The sequence below is a fragment of the Mycobacterium sp. MAC_080597_8934 genome (genome assembly GCF_000523975.1).
GTDB lineage: Bacteria > Actinomycetota > Actinomycetes > Mycobacteriales > Mycobacteriaceae > Mycobacterium > Mycobacterium avium.
The window spans coordinates 29,339-46,244 of record NZ_JAOS01000042.1; the positions used below are offsets into that span (position 1 = coordinate 29,339).

A 16,906-nucleotide genomic window follows, 5' to 3' on the forward strand; every position below is an offset into this window, starting at 1 on the left:
CTACGCCAGCCCGGACAGCACCCAGGCCAGGCCGATCAGCAGCGCCGCGGCGGCCGCGGCGCGGAACCGGCGCCACCGCCACGCCACCACCGCCAGCAGCGTTACGCCGCCGACGATCAGCGTGCCCGCCGTCCCGTCCGGGACGGGCACGGTGGCGCCGGGCAGGCCCGCGGCCCGGTGGGCCACCCCGCCCACCCACCACAACTCGGGGCCGGTGAAACGGATCAGCAGCCGCGCGCCGGCCGGCCAGATCGGGCACAGCGCCGCCGCCGCGGTGCCCAGCACCGTGATCGGTGCGATCACGGCCGCCACCAGCAGATTTGCGGCGGCGGCGACCACGCTGAACCGGCCGGAGATGGCCGCGACCAAAGGCGCGGTCACCAGCTGCGCGGCCCAGGCGACGGCGACCGCATCGGCCAACGGCTTGGCCAGCCCCGGTCCGCCAACCGCCGCGACCAGGCCGGCGCGAGAACGACCAGCGCGGCCGTGGCGAGCACCGACAGCGCGAACCCGACGTCCACCGACAGCTGCGGCGCGACGGCCAACAACACCAGCACCGTGGCGGCCAGGGCCGGAATCGCTTGCCGCCGACGCGAAGTCAGCATGCCCGCCAACGCGATGGCGCCCATCACGGCCGCCCGCAACACGCTTGCCGTCGGCTGCACCACGACGACGAAAGCCACCAGCGCCAGCGCCGCCAGCAGGACCGCCGCCCGCGGGCCGATCAGCCGTGCCGAAAACAGCACGGCCGCACACACGATCGTCACGTTGGCGCCCGACACGGCCATCAGGTGCGTCATGCCGGCCGCCCGGAAGTCCCGGCCAGTTGGGGTGGGCACCGCCGAGGTGTCCCCGAGCACCAGCGCGGGCAGCAGCGCGGCCTGGTCGGCGGGCAGCGTGTCACGCACCGCGGCGGCGAAGCGGCGGCGCACCTCGTGCGCGGCCCGCTGCACGGCACTCGCGCTGCCCAGGGTTGGCCGGCCCGACGCGGTGAGCACCGCGACCGTCAGGTCGCGCCGGGTGGGCCGGCCGATCCGGGCGGTGAACCGCACCGGCTGGCCCACCATCAGCCCGCCGAAATCCGGGCCGCGCGCGAAAACAACGACCCGCCCGGACATTTGGTCGGAACGCAGCTGTTGCAGGGTGGCCCGAAACATCAGCCGGCCCTGGGTCCCGGAGCCCAACGACACCGGGCTCTCGGAGGGGGTGACGGTGACCGGGGCGCTGGCGCCGAAGTCCGCGGCGATCGGGTGGTGATCGACCGCGTCGGCGCGCAGCGCCACGGCGAACCCGAACCCCGCCCCCACCACACCGATCGCCGCCAGCCCGGCGCTGACCGACGACAGCCGCGGCCGGCCGTGCCGGCGCGCCGCACGCCACCGCAGGGCGCCGGCGATCGCGAGCAACCCGACGCAGCACCAGGCGAGCTCCCGGCCGATCGGCCACCAGATTCCGCCGGCCGTCACCGCCCAGCAGGTCAGCGCGGACGGCACCAGCCGCACATCGACGCGGCCCTCGGGCGACGGCCCGCCGGGATGCACAGCGCTCAGACACGGACCAGAGCGCGCAGCTTCTCCAGCCGCGCGGGGCCGATGCCCTCCACGTCGGCGAGCTGCTCGACGCTGGTGAACCTGCCGTTGGTCTGCCGCCACGCCACGATCGCGGCGGCGGTGACCGGCCCGACGCCGGGCAGGGCGTCGAGCTCCTGCACCGTCGCGGTGTTCAGGTCGACCGCGTCGCCGGTCTTCGGCTTGGCCTTGGCCGCCCCGGGACCCGGCGGCGGTTTCGGGGCCGGTGTCGACCCCGCGGCCACCGAACTGCCCAGCACCGGCGGCTGTCCCGGCACCGGGGCCAAGCCCACCACGATCTGCTCGCCGTCGTCCAGCGGCCGGGCCATGTTCAACCCGGCGGTGTCGGCGCCGTTCACCGCGCCGCCGGCCGCCTGCACCGCATCGGCGATCCGCGCCCCCGGCGCCAGCGTGACCAGGCCGGGCGTGTGCACCAGGCCGACCACGCTGACCACCACAGGGCGGTCCGGGCCGCCGCTCGGGCTTGCCGACGAGCGTGGGCTCGCGGTCGACACCTTCTCCACCGGCGGCAGCTTGGCCGACATCACCGGCGCCGGCCGGTCGCGGATCAGCGTGAAAACCGTGACCAGCACGGCCAGCGCCGCCACGATGGCCAACCCGATGGCGCCGGCACGTCCCGGGTCGGCACGAATCCGGGCCACCCAACCCCGGTGCTCCGGCGCGCCGGGAAGCCACCGCGGCAGCAGCGAATTCTGATCGTCATCCGGAAAGTCCTCGCCCGCGATTGGCCCGGGCTCCTCGGGCTGCACCGCGGCATCGGCATCCGGTTCGGCGCGCAGCCGCCGTTGCAGGCGCTCGGCCGGAAGTTCTGTTCGCATGGCCCGACCGTAGGTCCGCCCACCGGCGCGACCGCCCCGCTCCGCGGCGCCGCCGGGCCGAACTGTGGACTAACCCGAGGCTGTGCACAGGGCCCGCACCCGATGGGTCAAGATGGAAGCCGAGCGAACGACCAGGGCGATGGGTCGCCACGTTCACCCCGAATCGACAGGAGGCTGCCATGCAACTGGCGCTCACACCGGAGGAAGCCGCGTTCCGCGACGAGCTTCGCACCATCTACACGACCAAGATTCCCGAGGAGCTGCGCGAGCGGGTGCGCCGGGGATCGGCGGAAGTGAACCGGGACGACATCGTCACCAGCCACAAGATCCTGCACGAGCACGGCCTTGCGGTACCGAACTGGCCGGTGGAGTGGGGCGGCAAGGACTGGACGCCCACCCAGCACCAGATCTGGGCCGACGAGATGCAGCTGGCCTGCGTCCCGGAGCCGTTGAACTTCAACACCAAGATGGTGGGCCCGGTGATCGCCGAATTCGGTTCGGAGGAGGTCAAACAACGCTTCCTGCCCCCGACCGCCAGCCTCGACATCTGGTGGTGCCAGGGATTCTCCGAGCCGGACGCCGGTTCGGACCTGGCGTCGCTGCGCACCACCGCGGTGCGCGACGGCGACCACTACATCGTCAACGGCCAGAAGACCTGGACCACGCTGGGCCAGTACGCCGACTGGATATTCTGCCTGGTGCGCACCGACCCGCAGGCGCCCAAGCGCCAGGCCGGCATCTCGTTCCTGCTCTTCGACATGAGAAGCCCGGGCATCACGCTGCGGCCCATCAAGACGATCGACGGCGGCCACGAGATCAACGAGGTCTTCTTCGAGGACGTCCGGGTGCCCGCCGATCAGCTTGTCGGAGAAGAGAATCAGGGCTGGACATACGCGAAGTTCCTGCTGGGCAACGAACGCACCGGCATCGCCGGAGTGGGCCGCACCAAGGTGCGCCTGGCCGAGGTGAAGAAGCACGCCGCGGCCACCGGGGTGCTCGACGATCCGCTGTTCGCCGCCCGGCTCGCCGAGGCCGAAAACGAGCTGCTGGCACTGGAACTCACGCAGTCGCGGGTGACCACCGACTCGGCAAACGGGCAGCCCAACCCGGCGTCGTCGGTGCTCAAGCTGCGAGGCAGCCAACTGCAGCAGGTGGCCACCGAACTGCTCGTCGAGGTGGCCGGCCCGGATGCGTTGCCGGCCAAGGCCGATGACATCGCCTCCCCGTCCTGGGCGCAATCCAGCGCGCCGCACTACCTGAACTATCGCAAGACGTCGATCTACGGCGGCAGCAGCGAAGTACAGCGCAACATCATCGCGTCCACCATTCTGGGATTGTGAGGCAGCCATGGACTTTCAGTTGAGCGACGAGCAGGCCCTGCTGCGCGACACCACCCGCGATCTGCTGTCGCGCAGTTACGACCCGGAGAGCCGCAACAAGGTCATCGGTTCCGAGCTGGGCTGGAGCCGCGAGGTGTGGAGCCAGCTCGCCGACACCGGGATCCTGGGCCTGGGCTCCGATCCCGACGAGTCGGGCCAGATCGAGATCATGGTGGTGCTCACCGAGATCGGGCGCCGGCTGGCCCCCGAGCCGGTGCTGCACGCCGCGCTGGGACCCGGCGCGCTGATCGCCGCGCTGGGCAGCGCGGCCCAGAAGGAACTGCTGGACGAGGTCGCGGCCGGCCAGCGGCTGCTGGCGTTCGCCCACCTGGAGCCGGGGCAGCGCAAACCGACCGCCGAGGTGGGCACCAAGGCTGCGCGGCAAGGTGATTCGTGGACGCTGAGCGGTCAGAAGAACCCGGTGCTGGCCGGCGACTGCGCCGACACCCTGGTGGTCAGCGCCGCGTTGCCGGACGGCGGCACCGGGCTGTTCCTGGTCGACGCGGGCGCCGTCACCCGGCACCCGTACCGCACCTTCGACGGGCAGCGGGGCGCCCAAATCGATCTGGACGCCACCCCGGCCGAACCGCTGGGCGAGGCGACCGACGCATCGGGCGGCATCGAGGCGGCCATCATCCGCATCCAGTCCGCGTTGTGCTCCGAAGCGCTTGGGGCGATGGAGGAATCGCTGCGCCTGACCACCGACTACCTCAAGACCCGCAAGCAGTTCGGGGTCACCCTGAACAAATTCCAGGCGCTCACCCAGCGCGCCGCCGACATGTACGTCTCGCTGGAATTGGCCCGCAGCATGAGCCTGTATGCGGCGATGTCGATCGCCGACGGCAACATCGACCCGGTCATCGCCTCGCGGGCCAAGCTGCAGATCGGCCGCTCCGGCCGGCACATCGCGCAGGAGTCCATCCAGATGCACGGCGGGATCGGGGTGACCGCGGAGTACCCGATCAGCCACTACGCCGCCCGGCTCACCGCGATCGAGCACACCCTGGGCACCTCGGGTGAGCATCTGCACAACCTGATCGACCACCTCGGCGACTACGACCTGGTCCGCCTCTAACCCCATGGCCGCGCTGTCCGCCGAGGTCGTCGAGTTCCTGTCCGCCGGCACCCGCACCGGGATGCTCGGCTATGTCGCCGCCGACGGCCGGCCGCTGGTCGCGCCGATCTGGTTCGTGGTCGACGACGGCGAGCTGGCCTTCAACACCGGCCGTGGCACAGCGAAAGCCCGTGCGATAGCGCGTGATTCGCGGGTGGTCATCTGCGTCGACGATCCGCATCCGCCCTATTCGTTCGTCCAGGTGCAGGGCGTGGCCGCGGTGAGCGAGGACCCCGCCGAGGTGTTGGACATCGCCACCCGGACCGGCGCGCGGTACATGGGCGCCGACCGGGCCGACGAGTTCGGCCGGCGTAACGCCGTCCCCGGCGAGTTGGTGGTGCGGATTCGGCCGACGAAGGTGAACTCCGCCTTCGACGTCGCCGACTGAACCCCGGCCCGGATCAGCTCGGCTCGGGCGCCGCCTCACGTTCCGGTTCGGCCTCACCGGTGCCGGTTTCCGAGCCCGGATTCGGGTTGGCGGCCACCGCCGCACCGGGCTCCGATTCCGCGTCGGGCAGTTGGCCTGCCAGATACTCGGCCAGCCCACCGATCGTCGGATAGTCGAAGACCGCGGTCGCGTTGATCGTGAACGCGCCACCGAATTGGCTGTGCAACCGGTTGCGGAGTTCGACCGCCATCAGGGAATCCGTGCCCAGGTCCAGGAATCGGCTCGTCGCGGCGGGTGGCTGCGCGAGCCGCAGGAAACCCTGCACCTCGCGCTGCAGGAATTCGGTGATGAAGGCGGCGCGCTGCGCCACCGGGATCTCCTGCAACTGCTTGAGTAATTCGCTGTCCCCACTCGCCTCCCCGACGGCGCTCGGCAGCACGAGATCGAGAATCGGTGGGCGAGCACCGCCCAGCAGCTTCGCCGCCCGCTGCCAGTTGGCCTTGATGACGGTCGCCTGCCCGGTTCCGTTGGCGACGACCTCGGCGAGCGCGGCCAGCGCGGCCGTCGGTTCCAGCGGAATGAGTCCCTGCGCACCGATGTTGGCGCGCGCGGCCTCCGACGACGCCATCCCCCCTTGGGCCCAGGGCCCGAGGTTGACCCCGGTCGCCGGCAAGCCGCGCGCCTGTCGCGCTGCGACCAGCCCGTCGAGCCACGCGTTGGCGGTCGAATAGTTGGCCTGGCCGGGTGAACCGAGCAGGCTGGACACCGAGGACGACACGATGAAGAAGTCGAGATCGTCGGTCTTCGTCGCATGGTCCAGGTAGCTGGCTCCGAATGCCTTGGGCGCCAACGCCACCCGGAAACGCTCCGGGCTCTGCTGGGACAGCAGCGCGTCGTCGAGCACGCCCGCCAGATGCGCCACTCCCGCCAGCGGGGGCAGTTCGGCGCGGATCCGGGCCAGCAGCTGCTCGACCTGCGCGGCGTCACCGACGTCGGCGGCGAAGGTGTGGACGCGGCACCGGTAGCGCTCGGTGATGTCGTCGATGGCCCGCCGCGCCGCGGCGTCGGGTGCACGCCGGCTGGTCAGCACGATCTCGCCGGCGCCGAGCTGGGCCAGATAGGCCGCCAGGTGCAGGCCGATCGCGCCGAGCCCACCGGTGATCAGATAGCTGCGATCACCGCGCGGTTGCAGCGGTTTCGGCATCTGCAGCACGATCTTGCCGATGTGCCTCGCTTGCTGCATGCGGCGAAACGCCGTCCTCGCCTCGGCCAGCGGATAGATCTCGGCGGGCAACGGCCTCCACTCGCCGCTGGCCAGCCCGTCAGACACCTCGGTCAGCAGGGCATGAATGTGCTCCGGCTGTTCCACGCAGGCCCAGTCCAACGCGACGATCTCGTAGGCGATATCGGGGCGGGCCGCCGCCATCTGCTCGCGGGTCCAGATGTCTCGCTTGGCGATCTCGACGAAACGGCCGTGTTGGGCGGTGGCCCGCACGGTCGCCTCGATGAATCCCTCATTGGTCAGGCTGTTGAGCACCACGTCGACGCCGGCGCCGTCGGTGTCGACGAGAATCTGGTCGGCGAAATCGGTGCTGCGCGAATCGTAGACGTATTCCACACCCAGCTTGCGCAGCGTCGCGCGTTTGTAGGTGCTCGCGGTGGCGAACACGGTCGCACCGTGTCGCTGCGCCAGCTGGATGGCGGCCAATCCGACGCCACCGCTTGCCGCATGAATGAGCACGCGGTCACCGGGTTTCAGCTGGGCCCAGTCGAACGCGAGCCGGGCGGTGAGCGCCGCGGCGGGAATGGTCGCGGCATCCACCGCGCTCACGCCGTCGGGAATCGGCGCCAGCAACTGGACCGGCACATTGAACCGGCTGGCGAACGCGCCCTGCATGAAACCGTAGACGCGCGTGCCGACCTCGAGTCCGGTGACGCCGCTGCCCAATTGGGTGACGGTGCCGGCGAAGTCGCCGCCGAGCGGCCCCGGGTCGCCCGGGTAGAGGCCCAGCACGTTGAGCACCTCCCGGAAGTTCAAACCGCCGGCCTCGACACGCACCTGCACACAGCCCTCGGCCGGGGGCGGCGCCTCCTGCTCGATCAGCCGCAGGTTGTCGATCGCGCCGCGTTCGGTGGGGGCAAGGACGTAGTCGGTGCCGCGAGGTACCGCGAGATGACCGCTGCGCGCCCACGGCAGTAACCGGGATGCCAGGAGTTTCCCCTGCCGCACCGCCAGTTCCGGTTCGTCCAGCGGCGCGCCGAGCAGACCGGCCAGCGACCGCACGGCCTGCTCCGACCCGTCGGAATCGACCAGCCTGCACCGCAGCGCCGGTTCCTCGTTGACGATGGTGCGCCCAAGTCCCCACAGCGCCGCCTGCACCGGGTCGACCGGTTCGCCGGACTCGGTCGCCACGCCCCGTTCGGTGACGATCCACAGGCCACCGGGAAGCTTGACCGCCGAGCCATCCGCGTTCTGCAAGGCGTGCACGGCGGTGAGGAGCCCGGCGATCTCGGTTTCCAGCCGCGCCACGGATTCGGCGCTCGACTCCTGTCCACCGGATTGCGTTGCGCGCCAGACGATGCCGGTGACCGGGCCGCCGCGGTCCTCGGCGCACGCCAACAGCTGCCCGAAGGACTCCGGATCGGTGTTGCGGTCGAATGGGATGCAGCCCGGCAGTTGAGCCGCCAGTTCGTCGAAGCCGGCGATCAGCCATGTCCCGCTTGGATTTGCGACACCATCGTTCGACGGCTGGGGTGGAACCTCATGCCAGCCAAGGGTGTACAGCAGCCGGGTGGCATCGCCGCCCAGTCCCCGCAACAACGCCTCGCGGGGCGCGCGCTTGACCGTGAACTCGCGTATCCCACCCAGGTGGCGACCGTCCCGATCGATGAAATCGATGTCGAAGACTTGGGTTTCGCTGTCCAGCGCGCTGGGCCGCCATTTCCCGCGGCAATAGAACCGCCGCGGCATCTTCTCCCGCAGGGACACCTGCCCGTACCGCAACGGCAGCAACAGATCATTGAAGCCCTGCTCGGCGGCGAGAAGGGCGGGAAACGCCGGGAAGACGACTCCGGTGCACAGGTCGAGCAGCACCGGATGCATGGGCTCCGTCCCGAGGTGCTCGGCGAGTTCGTCACCCACGGTGACGTCGCCGACCGCCTCACCGTCGCCCATCCACAGCGACTTCAGCGAGGTGGACCACGTGGTCCCCCACTCCAGTTCGCTTTCGGCGAAGCTGTCGAACAGCAGTTGCGGGCGACTGCGGTCCAACCTCTCGATCACGGCGTCGATGTGGTCCGCCGGGTCGGCCGCCGGCTCGTCCTCGATGCCGGCGACGACGGTGCCATCGGCGTTCAACGACCATTCGGCATCGGGGACGCCGTACGGGCGGCTGTCCACCCGGAAGCTCCAGCCGCCCTCCTGCAGCGGATGCAGACTCAGCTGCACTTCACGAGAAGCCTTGTCGGGCAGGATGATCGGCTCATAGAAGTAGACGTTTTGCACACGTGCCGGCGGCCCGACGGCGGCCAGGGCCATCGCCGCATATGTCGCGCCCGGGACGACAACGGTGCCGTAGATCACGTGATCGGCAAGCCAGGGCTGCGACTTCACCGACAACCTACTGGTGTAGACACAGTCGCCGGAGGCGAGCTCCTTCGCGCTGCCCAGCAGCCCGGATGCCGCGGCGCCCTGTCCATCGATGCCGGCGATGCCGGAAGCCTTGGGCCAGAAGCGCCGCCGCTGGAACGGGTAGGTGGGCAGTTCGAGTTTGCGGCGCGGTCGACGATGCAGCGCGGCGAACTCGGGACGATGACCGCTGACGTATGCCGCGGCCAGCCCTTCGGCGATCTGTCGCCGATCGCCGACGCCCTTGCGCAGGGAAACGATCGCGCGTGGCGCGGCCAGGTGTTCCGGCCAGACCTGCACCGCGGCCCCCGTCAGCACCGGTTGCGGACCGATCTCCATCAACACCGTGCAGCCCAGCGCCGCGACGGTGCGCACGCTTTCGGCGAACTGCACCGGCTGGCGGGAATGCCGCCGCCAATAGCGCGCGTCGAGCGGGGTTTCGGTGGTGAGCACCGTGCCGGTGCGGTTGCAGACCAGCGGCAGCGTGGGTACGGCGAAGTCCAGATGCGCCGCGTACGACTCGAATTCATCGAGCACCGGGTCCAGCAGCTCCGAGTGGAAGGCGTGGCTGGTTTCCAGCCAGCTGCACCGGATCCCGTCACTGGCACCGCGGGCCACAATCTGTTCCAGATCCGCGCCGGGACCCGAGAGCACCGTGTTGGGACCGTTGTAGGCGGCCACCGACACCCGGGGGCAGTCGTTGGCGAGCTCCTCGACGTATTGGGCGTCGGCGAACACCGCCACCATCCGGCCGCCGTCGGGCAGGCCGCCGAACAGCCGGCCGCGCTCGGCCATCAGCCGCGCCCCGTCCTCGAGGCTGAAAACGCCTGCGACACAAGCTGCCGCGTATTGGCCCACGCTGTGCCCCAGCACCACGTCGGGCTCGACACCCCAGGATTGCCAAAGCCTGGCCAGGCCCATCTCGACGGCGAACAACGCGGGCTGCGCAAAAGCGGTATTCCGCAGGGTTTTTCCGGCCTCACCACCGGTGTCCTTGTCGGTCGCGAAGATCACCTCGGTCAACGGACGCGGCAGCAGCCCGTCGACGGCGTCCGCGCAGCGCGTCACCGTTTCGGCGAAAACCGGCTCGGCGTCGAACAACTCGCGCGCCATCCCCGGGTATTGGCTGCCCTGTCCGGTGAACAACCACGCCGTCGTCGGCGGGTCGGTGCACTCGCCGCGCGCCACTCCCGGCCGGGTCCGGTTGTCGGCGAGGTCGGCCAGCGCCTCGCGTGCGCTGCGCACCGAATCCACCACCAGCGCGGCCCGGTGCTCGAAATGCGCACGCCCGGCCCCGACGGTGAAGCACAGATCGCCGATGTCCGCGTCGGGATGAGCGTGCAACCATTCCCCGTACCGCTGCGCCAGCGCCAGCAGCGCCTCCGGTGACCGCGCGGACAGCGGCAGCACGTCGACCGGGCGTGCGTCGGATTCGGCTGCCGGGGTGGCGTCTTGCGTCGTTACCGGTTGCGGCGCCTCCTCGATCAACACGTGTGCGTTGGTGCCGGTGAACCCGAACGAGCTCACCCCGGCTCGCCGCGGCCGGCCGTTGGTCTGCCAGGGAACCGCCTTGTCCACCACCCGCAGTGGCAGCGAGTCCCACGGGATATGCGGCGACGGTGTCTCGAAATGCAGGCTCTGCGGGAGCATTTCGTGCTGCAGCGACAACACGACCTTGATCAGGCCGGCAACCCCGGAGGCCGCCTCGAGGTGGCCGATGTTGGTCTTCACCGATCCGATCAGCAGCGGCCGGTCGGTGTCCCGGGTGGCGCCGTAGACGGCCCCGGCCGCCTGCACTTCGATCGGATCCCCCAGCGCGGTGCCCGTCCCGTGCGCCTCGAGGTAGTCGACGTCGTCGCCGGAGAGGCCGGCGCGGCTCAGTGCCGTGGCGATAAGCCGTTGCTGTGCACCACCATTGGGCACCGTGAGACCGCTGGACGCACCGTCTTGGTTGACCGCGCTGGCCGGGATAACCGCGCACACCCGGTCTCCGTCGCGCACGGCGTCGCTCATCCGCTTGAGCACCAGGATCCCGCAGCCTTCACTGCGCACATAACCGTCGGCGGTGGCATCGAAGGTCTTGCATCGCCCGACGGGTGAAAGCATCCGGGCGCGCGACGCGGCGATGTTGGACACCGGACTCAGCAACACGTTGACACCGCCGGCCAACGCCAAATCGCAGTCACCGGAATGCAATGCCTGGCAGGCCTGATGCACGGCCACCAGCGACGAGCTGCATGCGGTGTCAACGGCCACCGCGGGTCCTTCCAGACCCAGCGCGAAGGCGACCCGGCCGGAGATGGCGTTGAGCGCGTTGCCGGTGATGAAGTGCGGCTCGATCTTGTCCACCGACTCGGCGGACAGCAGATGCGAATACTCGTTGGCGCCGACCCCCACGAAGATGCCGCTTCGGCTGCCGCGCAGCGCGGCCGGGGAATACCCGGCACGCTCCAAGCCCTCCCACACGGTTTCCAGCACCAGCCGCTGCTGCGGGTCGATCCACACCGCTTCGCGCGGCGAGATACCGAAGAACTCCGGATCGAATTCGTCGATTTGGTCCAGGTATCCGCCGAATCGGCTGTACATCTTGCCGGGGGTTTCCGGATCGGGGTCGTAGAACTCGTCGATGTCGAATCGGTCTTCCGGGACTTCCCGGATGGCGTCGACACCGCCGGACAGCAACTCCCAGAAGGCTTCCGGATCAGCGGCGCCGGGGAAACGGCATGCCATCGCGACGATCGCGATCGGCTCGTCCGTGCGGCCGGCCGGCGCCGGGGTGCCCGCCGGCGGTGCGGGTTTGGCGTCCGGCTGCCCGCGCAGGTCGAGCACGTCGCCGAGCAGGTACTCGGCGACATCGGACAGCCGCGGGTAATCCATCGCCAGGGTTGCGGGTATCTGCTTGCCCACGCCTTGCTCGATGTGGCGGCGCAGTTCGATGGCCATCAGCGAATCCATGCCGAGGTCGAAGAATCCGGCGTCCTCGCGGATCTCCGCGGCATCGACGCGCGTCACCTCGGCGACCGCGTTGCGCAGAAATTCCGTCATGAGTTTCCTGCGCTGCTGTACCGGAGCGCCGGCGAGCCGCTCGACCAGCCCCGTCTTCCCGGAAGGCGTTGGTGCCGGGGCGAAATCGGGCACCTCACGGGCCAATTCCGCCAGCAACGACCGCTGCCCCGCTTGCTGGTAGAGCGGCAGGAAGCGGGTCCAGTCGATCCGGGCCACCACCCCCTGCGCGGCGGCGGTCGCCATGACATCGGTCAGACCCGCCAGCGCGTCGGCGGGCGAGAGTGTCTTGATGCCGCGCTGAGCCAGTCGCGCCCGGGCGTTCTCGTCGGCCATGCCCGCCGACCAGGGACCGAAGTTGACGCTGATCCCGTTGACGCCCTGCTCACGCAGCCGCCACGCCAGCCCGTCGAGGAAGGCGTTGGCCGCGCCGTACGCCGTCTGACCCAGACCACCCCATACCGAGGCGATCGAGGACGTGCTGATGAAGAAGTCCAACCGCAGGTCGGCGGCGGCTTCGCTCAAATGCCAAGCGCCCCAGACCTTCCCGGCGAAAACCCGGTCTATTTCGGCGTCTTCGAGGTCGCTCAGCGGGGTGGTGCCGATCTCGCCCGCGGCATGGACTATGCCGGCCACCGGCGGCAGTTCGGCCCGCATGGCGCCGAGCAGCCGCGCAACGTGGTGGGCGTCGGCGACATCGGCCGCGATCACCCGGACTTCGCATCCGTGCTGTTGGCTGAGGGCGTCGATGCGCCGCTGTGCGGCTTCGCCCGGCGCGCGGCGGCCGGTCAGCACCAGGTGCCGGGCGCCCTGCGCAGCCAGGTGGCCGGCGATCTCCAGTCCGATCGAACCCAGCCCGCCGGTCACCAGATACGTTGCGTCGGCACGCAATGTCAGCGCAGCCGCGGCCGGCTGCCCGCTTCGTCGCGTCAGCCGGGGAACGTAGATGTCCGAGCCGCGCAGCGCGATCTGGTCCTCCCCGACGGCCGGGTCGCGCGGTGCCGACGCGACCCTGACCAACCGGGACCATTCCTCGGCGCTGTCCTGCGCCAGGTCGGCCAGCCCGCCCCACAATTGCGGATATTCCAGGGACGCCGCCCGGCCGAATCCCCACAGGCAGCTTTGATCCGGGAACACGGTGTCGGCGTCGGTGACTCGTTGCGCGCCGCGGGTGACCAACCAAATCGGTTGGCGCAGTTCAGCGGCGGCCGCGGCGCGGAAGAGCCGCCGTGTTCCGGCCAGTACCCGGTGCTGCATCCGCAGCAGCGACCGCATCGATGGTGCGGTGCCGGAATCCAGCGCCGCCACCAGCGCGATGCGTAGCGGCGCTTCCTCCGCCGCCGCGGCGCGCAATACGATCTCGAGTCGTTCCTCGTCCGCGTCGGAGGCGGGCAACACGAGAATCCGGTGCTGGTGCCCGCGCGCGGTGATCGCGTCGACCAGCGGCGCGACGGCGTCGTCGTCATCGCCGACGACGAGCCAGGTGGCTTCGGCTTCGGGGCCAGGGACCGTGGACTTCTCCCAGCGGATCTCGTAGCGGTCCTCGGCGATGGACTGACTCTTGCGCTGTTGATTGTGTTGTGCGGCAAGCTTCGTCAGCACATCGAGGGTGTGCTGATCGGCGCTCGCGCCGTCGAGCAACTTCGCGAGTTCGGCGATCCGGCCGTCCTCGAGAAGCCGGACGGCCGTGGTCTGGGTCGAGGTTTGTTGGCTGCCGGGCGGGACCCGCTGCTCGCTGAACCAGTACTGGCGATGCTGGAACGGATAGGTGGGCAGGTCAAGCTTTCGCGCCGGACCGACGGCGGCACTGAAGTCCGGGAGGTGGCCGACAATGTAGGCCTCGGCAAGCGCTTCGCTGATCTGGCGGTGGTCGGCGGTGTTGCGGCGCAATGATGCGATCGCCCGGGGCGCGGTCGCCGGGTCGGGCCAGGCCCGCAGGGCCGCGGCGGTGAGCACGGGTTGGGGGCCGATCTCCAGCAACACCTTGCAGCCCAGGTCGGCGAGGGTGTGAACGCTCTTGGCGAACTCGACCGGTTGGCGGGCATGGCGACGCCAATAGGCCCCATCGAGTTTCACGCTCCTGCCCAGGGCGGAGCCGGTTCGGTTGCAGATCAAGATCCGTTGGGGCGGACCGAAATCGAACTGGTTCGCATACGACTCGAACTCGTCGAGAATCGGATCCAGCAGCGCCGAGTGGAACGCGTGGCTGGTGTCGAGCCAGTCGCACCGGACTTTCTCGGCGGTCAACCGGGCCACCGCCTGCTCCAGCTCCTGCCCCGGTCCCGACAACACGGTGTTGGCACCGTTGTACGCGGCGACCGACAAGCTCGGGAACTCGTCGGTGAGGCTCTCGACGCGGGCCGCGGCGGCGAACGCCGCCACCATCCGACCGCCCGCGGGCAAACTGCCGAACAGCCGGCCGCGCTCGGCGATCAGCCGCGCCCCATCCTCGAGGCGCAGCACGCCGGCAACGCAGGCCGCCGAATACTGGCCGACGCTGTGGCCCAGCACCACGTCGGGTTCGAAGCCCCACGACTGCCAGAGCCGGGCCAGACCCATCTCCACGGCGAACAAGGCGGGCTGGGCGTAGCTGGTCTGCCGCAACGTCGCTTCGTTGGCCGGGTCATCCGTATCGAAAATTACGTCCAGCAACGGCTTTTCGAGAACATCGGCGAGCACCGTGGCGCAGCGGGTCAGCGTCTCGGCGAACACCGGCTCGGTGTCGAACAACTCCCTGGCCATGCCGGCGTACTGGCTGCCCTGACCGGTGAACAGCCACGCCGTTTTCGGCGCGTCCTCGCAAACCCCGCGCAGCAGTCCCGGGGCCGGCCGGTCGTCGGCCAGCGCCGCGAGCAACTCACCGGCGGACCCCGTCGAATCCACCACCAGCGCGGCCCGGTGCTCGAAGTGTGCCCGGCCCGCCCCGGCGGTCAAGCACAGGTCGGCCAGGGCGGTGTCGGGATGCGCGCTCAACCAGTCGCGGTACTCGCCGGCGATCTGCACCAACGCGGCGGGCGTTCGCGCCGACAGCGGAAGTACGTGGAACCGGCGCTGACCGGGCGGCCGGACGGCGGCCGGTGGTACCGCGGCCCGACCCGTCCCGTCGGGTGCTTCCTCGAGGATGACGTGCGCGTTGGTTCCGGCGAACCCGAATGAGCTGACGCCCGCCACGCGGGGCCGGCCGTTGCGTTGCCACGCGGTCGCCTCCTTGACGACCTGCACCGCAAGCCGATCCCAGGGAATGTGCGGCGACGGATCGCGAAAGTGCAGATGTTGCGGCAGCATCCCGTGCTCGAGCGCCAGGATCACCTTGATCACGCCCGCGATGCCGGCGGCCGCTTCCAGGTGCCCGATGTTGGTTTTGACCGAGCCGATCAGCAGCGGTCTGCTGGCCTCGCGCCCCGCGCCGAGCACCGCACCTGCGGCCTGGACCTCGATCGGATCGCCCAGCGAGGTGCCGGTGCCGTGCGCCTCCAGGTAGTCGACGTCGCCGGGTGCGATGCCGGCGCGCTGCAGCGCCTCGGCGATAACTCGTTGCTGGGCAACGCCGTTCGGCACGGTCAAACCGCCCGATGCGCCGTCCTGGTTGATGGCGCTGCCCCGGATCACCGCCCGGATCCGGTCGCCGTCGCGGATCGCGTCCTCGAGCCGCTTCACAACGAGGACGCCACATCCCTCACCACGGACGTAGCCGTCGGCGGCCGCGTCGAAGGTCTTGCATCGCCCGTCGGGCGCGAGCATGTGTGCCTGGGAAAAGGTGATCATGGTCGCCGGGGTGAGCAGGACGTTCGCGCCGCCGGCCAGCGCGAGGTCGCACTCCCCCAGACGCAGCGCTTGGCACGCCTGATGGATCGCCACCAACGACGAGCTGCACGCGGTGTCCACCGCGACCGCCGGGCCCTGCAGTCCCAACCGATAGCTGATCCGTCCCGCGGCGGCGGCAGACGATGTCCCGATCGCCGTGTAAGCCTCGATCTGGTCGTAGGTCAGCTCGTCGGAGGCCATCCCCAGGTAGTCGTGGGTGGATATTCCGATGAACACACCGGTGTTGGTGTTCGCCAAATCCGTTGGCGCGGTGCCGGAATGTTCCACCGCCCGCCACGCCGTCTCGAGCAGCAGCCGATGCTGCGGATCCAGCAGCCTGGCCTCGCGCGCCGACATGCCGAAAAACGGCGCGTCGAACCCGGTTACGTCGTCGACGAAACCGGCCCGGCGGGTGACAACTTTGCCGGGCGCGTCGGGATCCGGGTCGAAGAACTCGTCGGCGTCCCACCGGTCCTTGGGCACCTCCGATACCGCGTCCCGGCCTTCGGCCAGCACCCGCCAGAATTCATCGGCGTCCGCGGCGCCGGGAAAGCGCGCCGCATAGCCAACGATCGCGAAACTGGACGCCGGGTCCCTCAGACCCTCGACGGTCGACATGCGGTTGTCCTCTCTCCCTCAGCCAGCGAAGGACCCATGGTCGCGGGCCGGCCTTTCAGCACCACCGCCGTGGTGTTCCGTACCAGGTCCTGCCTCCGGCAACCGTCGTGCTCCTGGCCGCACACTCACCGGCCCCTGCTCGGAGTGCCAACACCCCGAGACGCCGTCGATATCCTCAAGCACCGCATCCAAATTCGCGCTTTCCGCCAATCGAATGGACTGCAGGAAGGCTTTCGGTATAGGCGGCGATGATACAACACGAGCGCAGGACCGGACCGGCGGGCGGATGCCGCCGCCGGGCCGCAGACAGCCGCCTGCCCGAGGGGCCCTTGTCCATCCCACCGCAGACAACCAACCGAGCGCGACGTCTCCCGCCCGTCCGCTCGGCAACCACAGGGTCGCCTCATCGGATCCGATCGATTTCGACCGTCACGCGGAATGCCTTGTCCCGCAACGCAATGCATGCGTCCGGACGCGTTCAGAGGTGCGATGATCAGCCCGCTCCCACACAGCGTTCGTCCGACATCTCGACACTCCCAGCAAGCTCAAGGGTCTTTACCGCGGC

The 16,906-nt window shown here is 69.9% G+C and carries 5 protein-coding genes and 1 pseudogene; 3 read left to right on the forward strand and 3 right to left on the reverse strand.

All coding sequences use genetic code 11. From position 1 onward, the window contains the following. Together NF20_RS20255 and NF20_RS20260 are read right to left on the reverse strand one after the other, a co-directional pair. A pseudogene (locus tag NF20_RS20255) lies at window positions 1-1,502 on the reverse strand (ComEC/Rec2 family competence protein). A gap of 44 nt (window positions 1,503-1,546) precedes the next feature. Then, the gene (locus NF20_RS20260; RefSeq protein WP_033711351.1) at window positions 1,547-2,407 is read right to left on the reverse strand and encodes a ComEA family DNA-binding protein; all 861 of its coding nucleotides are present in this window, start codon (window positions 2,405-2,407) and stop codon (window positions 1,547-1,549) included. Between the two features lie 179 nt (window positions 2,408-2,586). On the opposite strand from NF20_RS20260, the gene NF20_RS20265 reads away from it, so the two are divergent. The 3 genes from NF20_RS20265 to NF20_RS20275 are packed head-to-tail and all read left to right on the forward strand — an operon-like array spanning window position 2,587 to window position 5,288. Next, a complete protein-coding gene (locus NF20_RS20265) occupies window positions 2,587-3,747 on the forward strand; it encodes an acyl-CoA dehydrogenase family protein (RefSeq protein ID WP_023863625.1) in 1,161 nt (386 codons plus the stop codon). Window positions 3,748-3,754: 7 nt separating this feature from the next. Continuing rightward, window positions 3,755-4,861 carry an acyl-CoA dehydrogenase family protein gene (locus NF20_RS20270; protein ID WP_033711352.1) on the forward strand — a complete coding sequence of 369 codons (1,107 nt, stop codon included), beginning with the start codon at window positions 3,755-3,757 and terminating at the stop codon, window positions 4,859-4,861. A gap of 4 nt (window positions 4,862-4,865) precedes the next feature. Then, window positions 4,866-5,288 (forward strand): PPOX class F420-dependent oxidoreductase, encoded by a 423-nt coding sequence (locus NF20_RS20275; RefSeq protein ID WP_003875899.1) that lies wholly within the window; start codon window positions 4,866-4,868, stop codon window positions 5,286-5,288. A gap of 13 nt (window positions 5,289-5,301) precedes the next feature. Here NF20_RS20275 and NF20_RS20280 read toward each other — a convergent pair whose 3' ends face one another. Beyond that, window positions 5,302-16,341: a type I polyketide synthase gene (locus NF20_RS20280; RefSeq protein WP_033711353.1), complete on the reverse strand. Its 11,040-nt coding sequence runs from the start codon at window positions 16,339-16,341 to the stop codon at window positions 5,302-5,304. Window positions 16,342-16,906 lie beyond the last annotated feature (565 nt).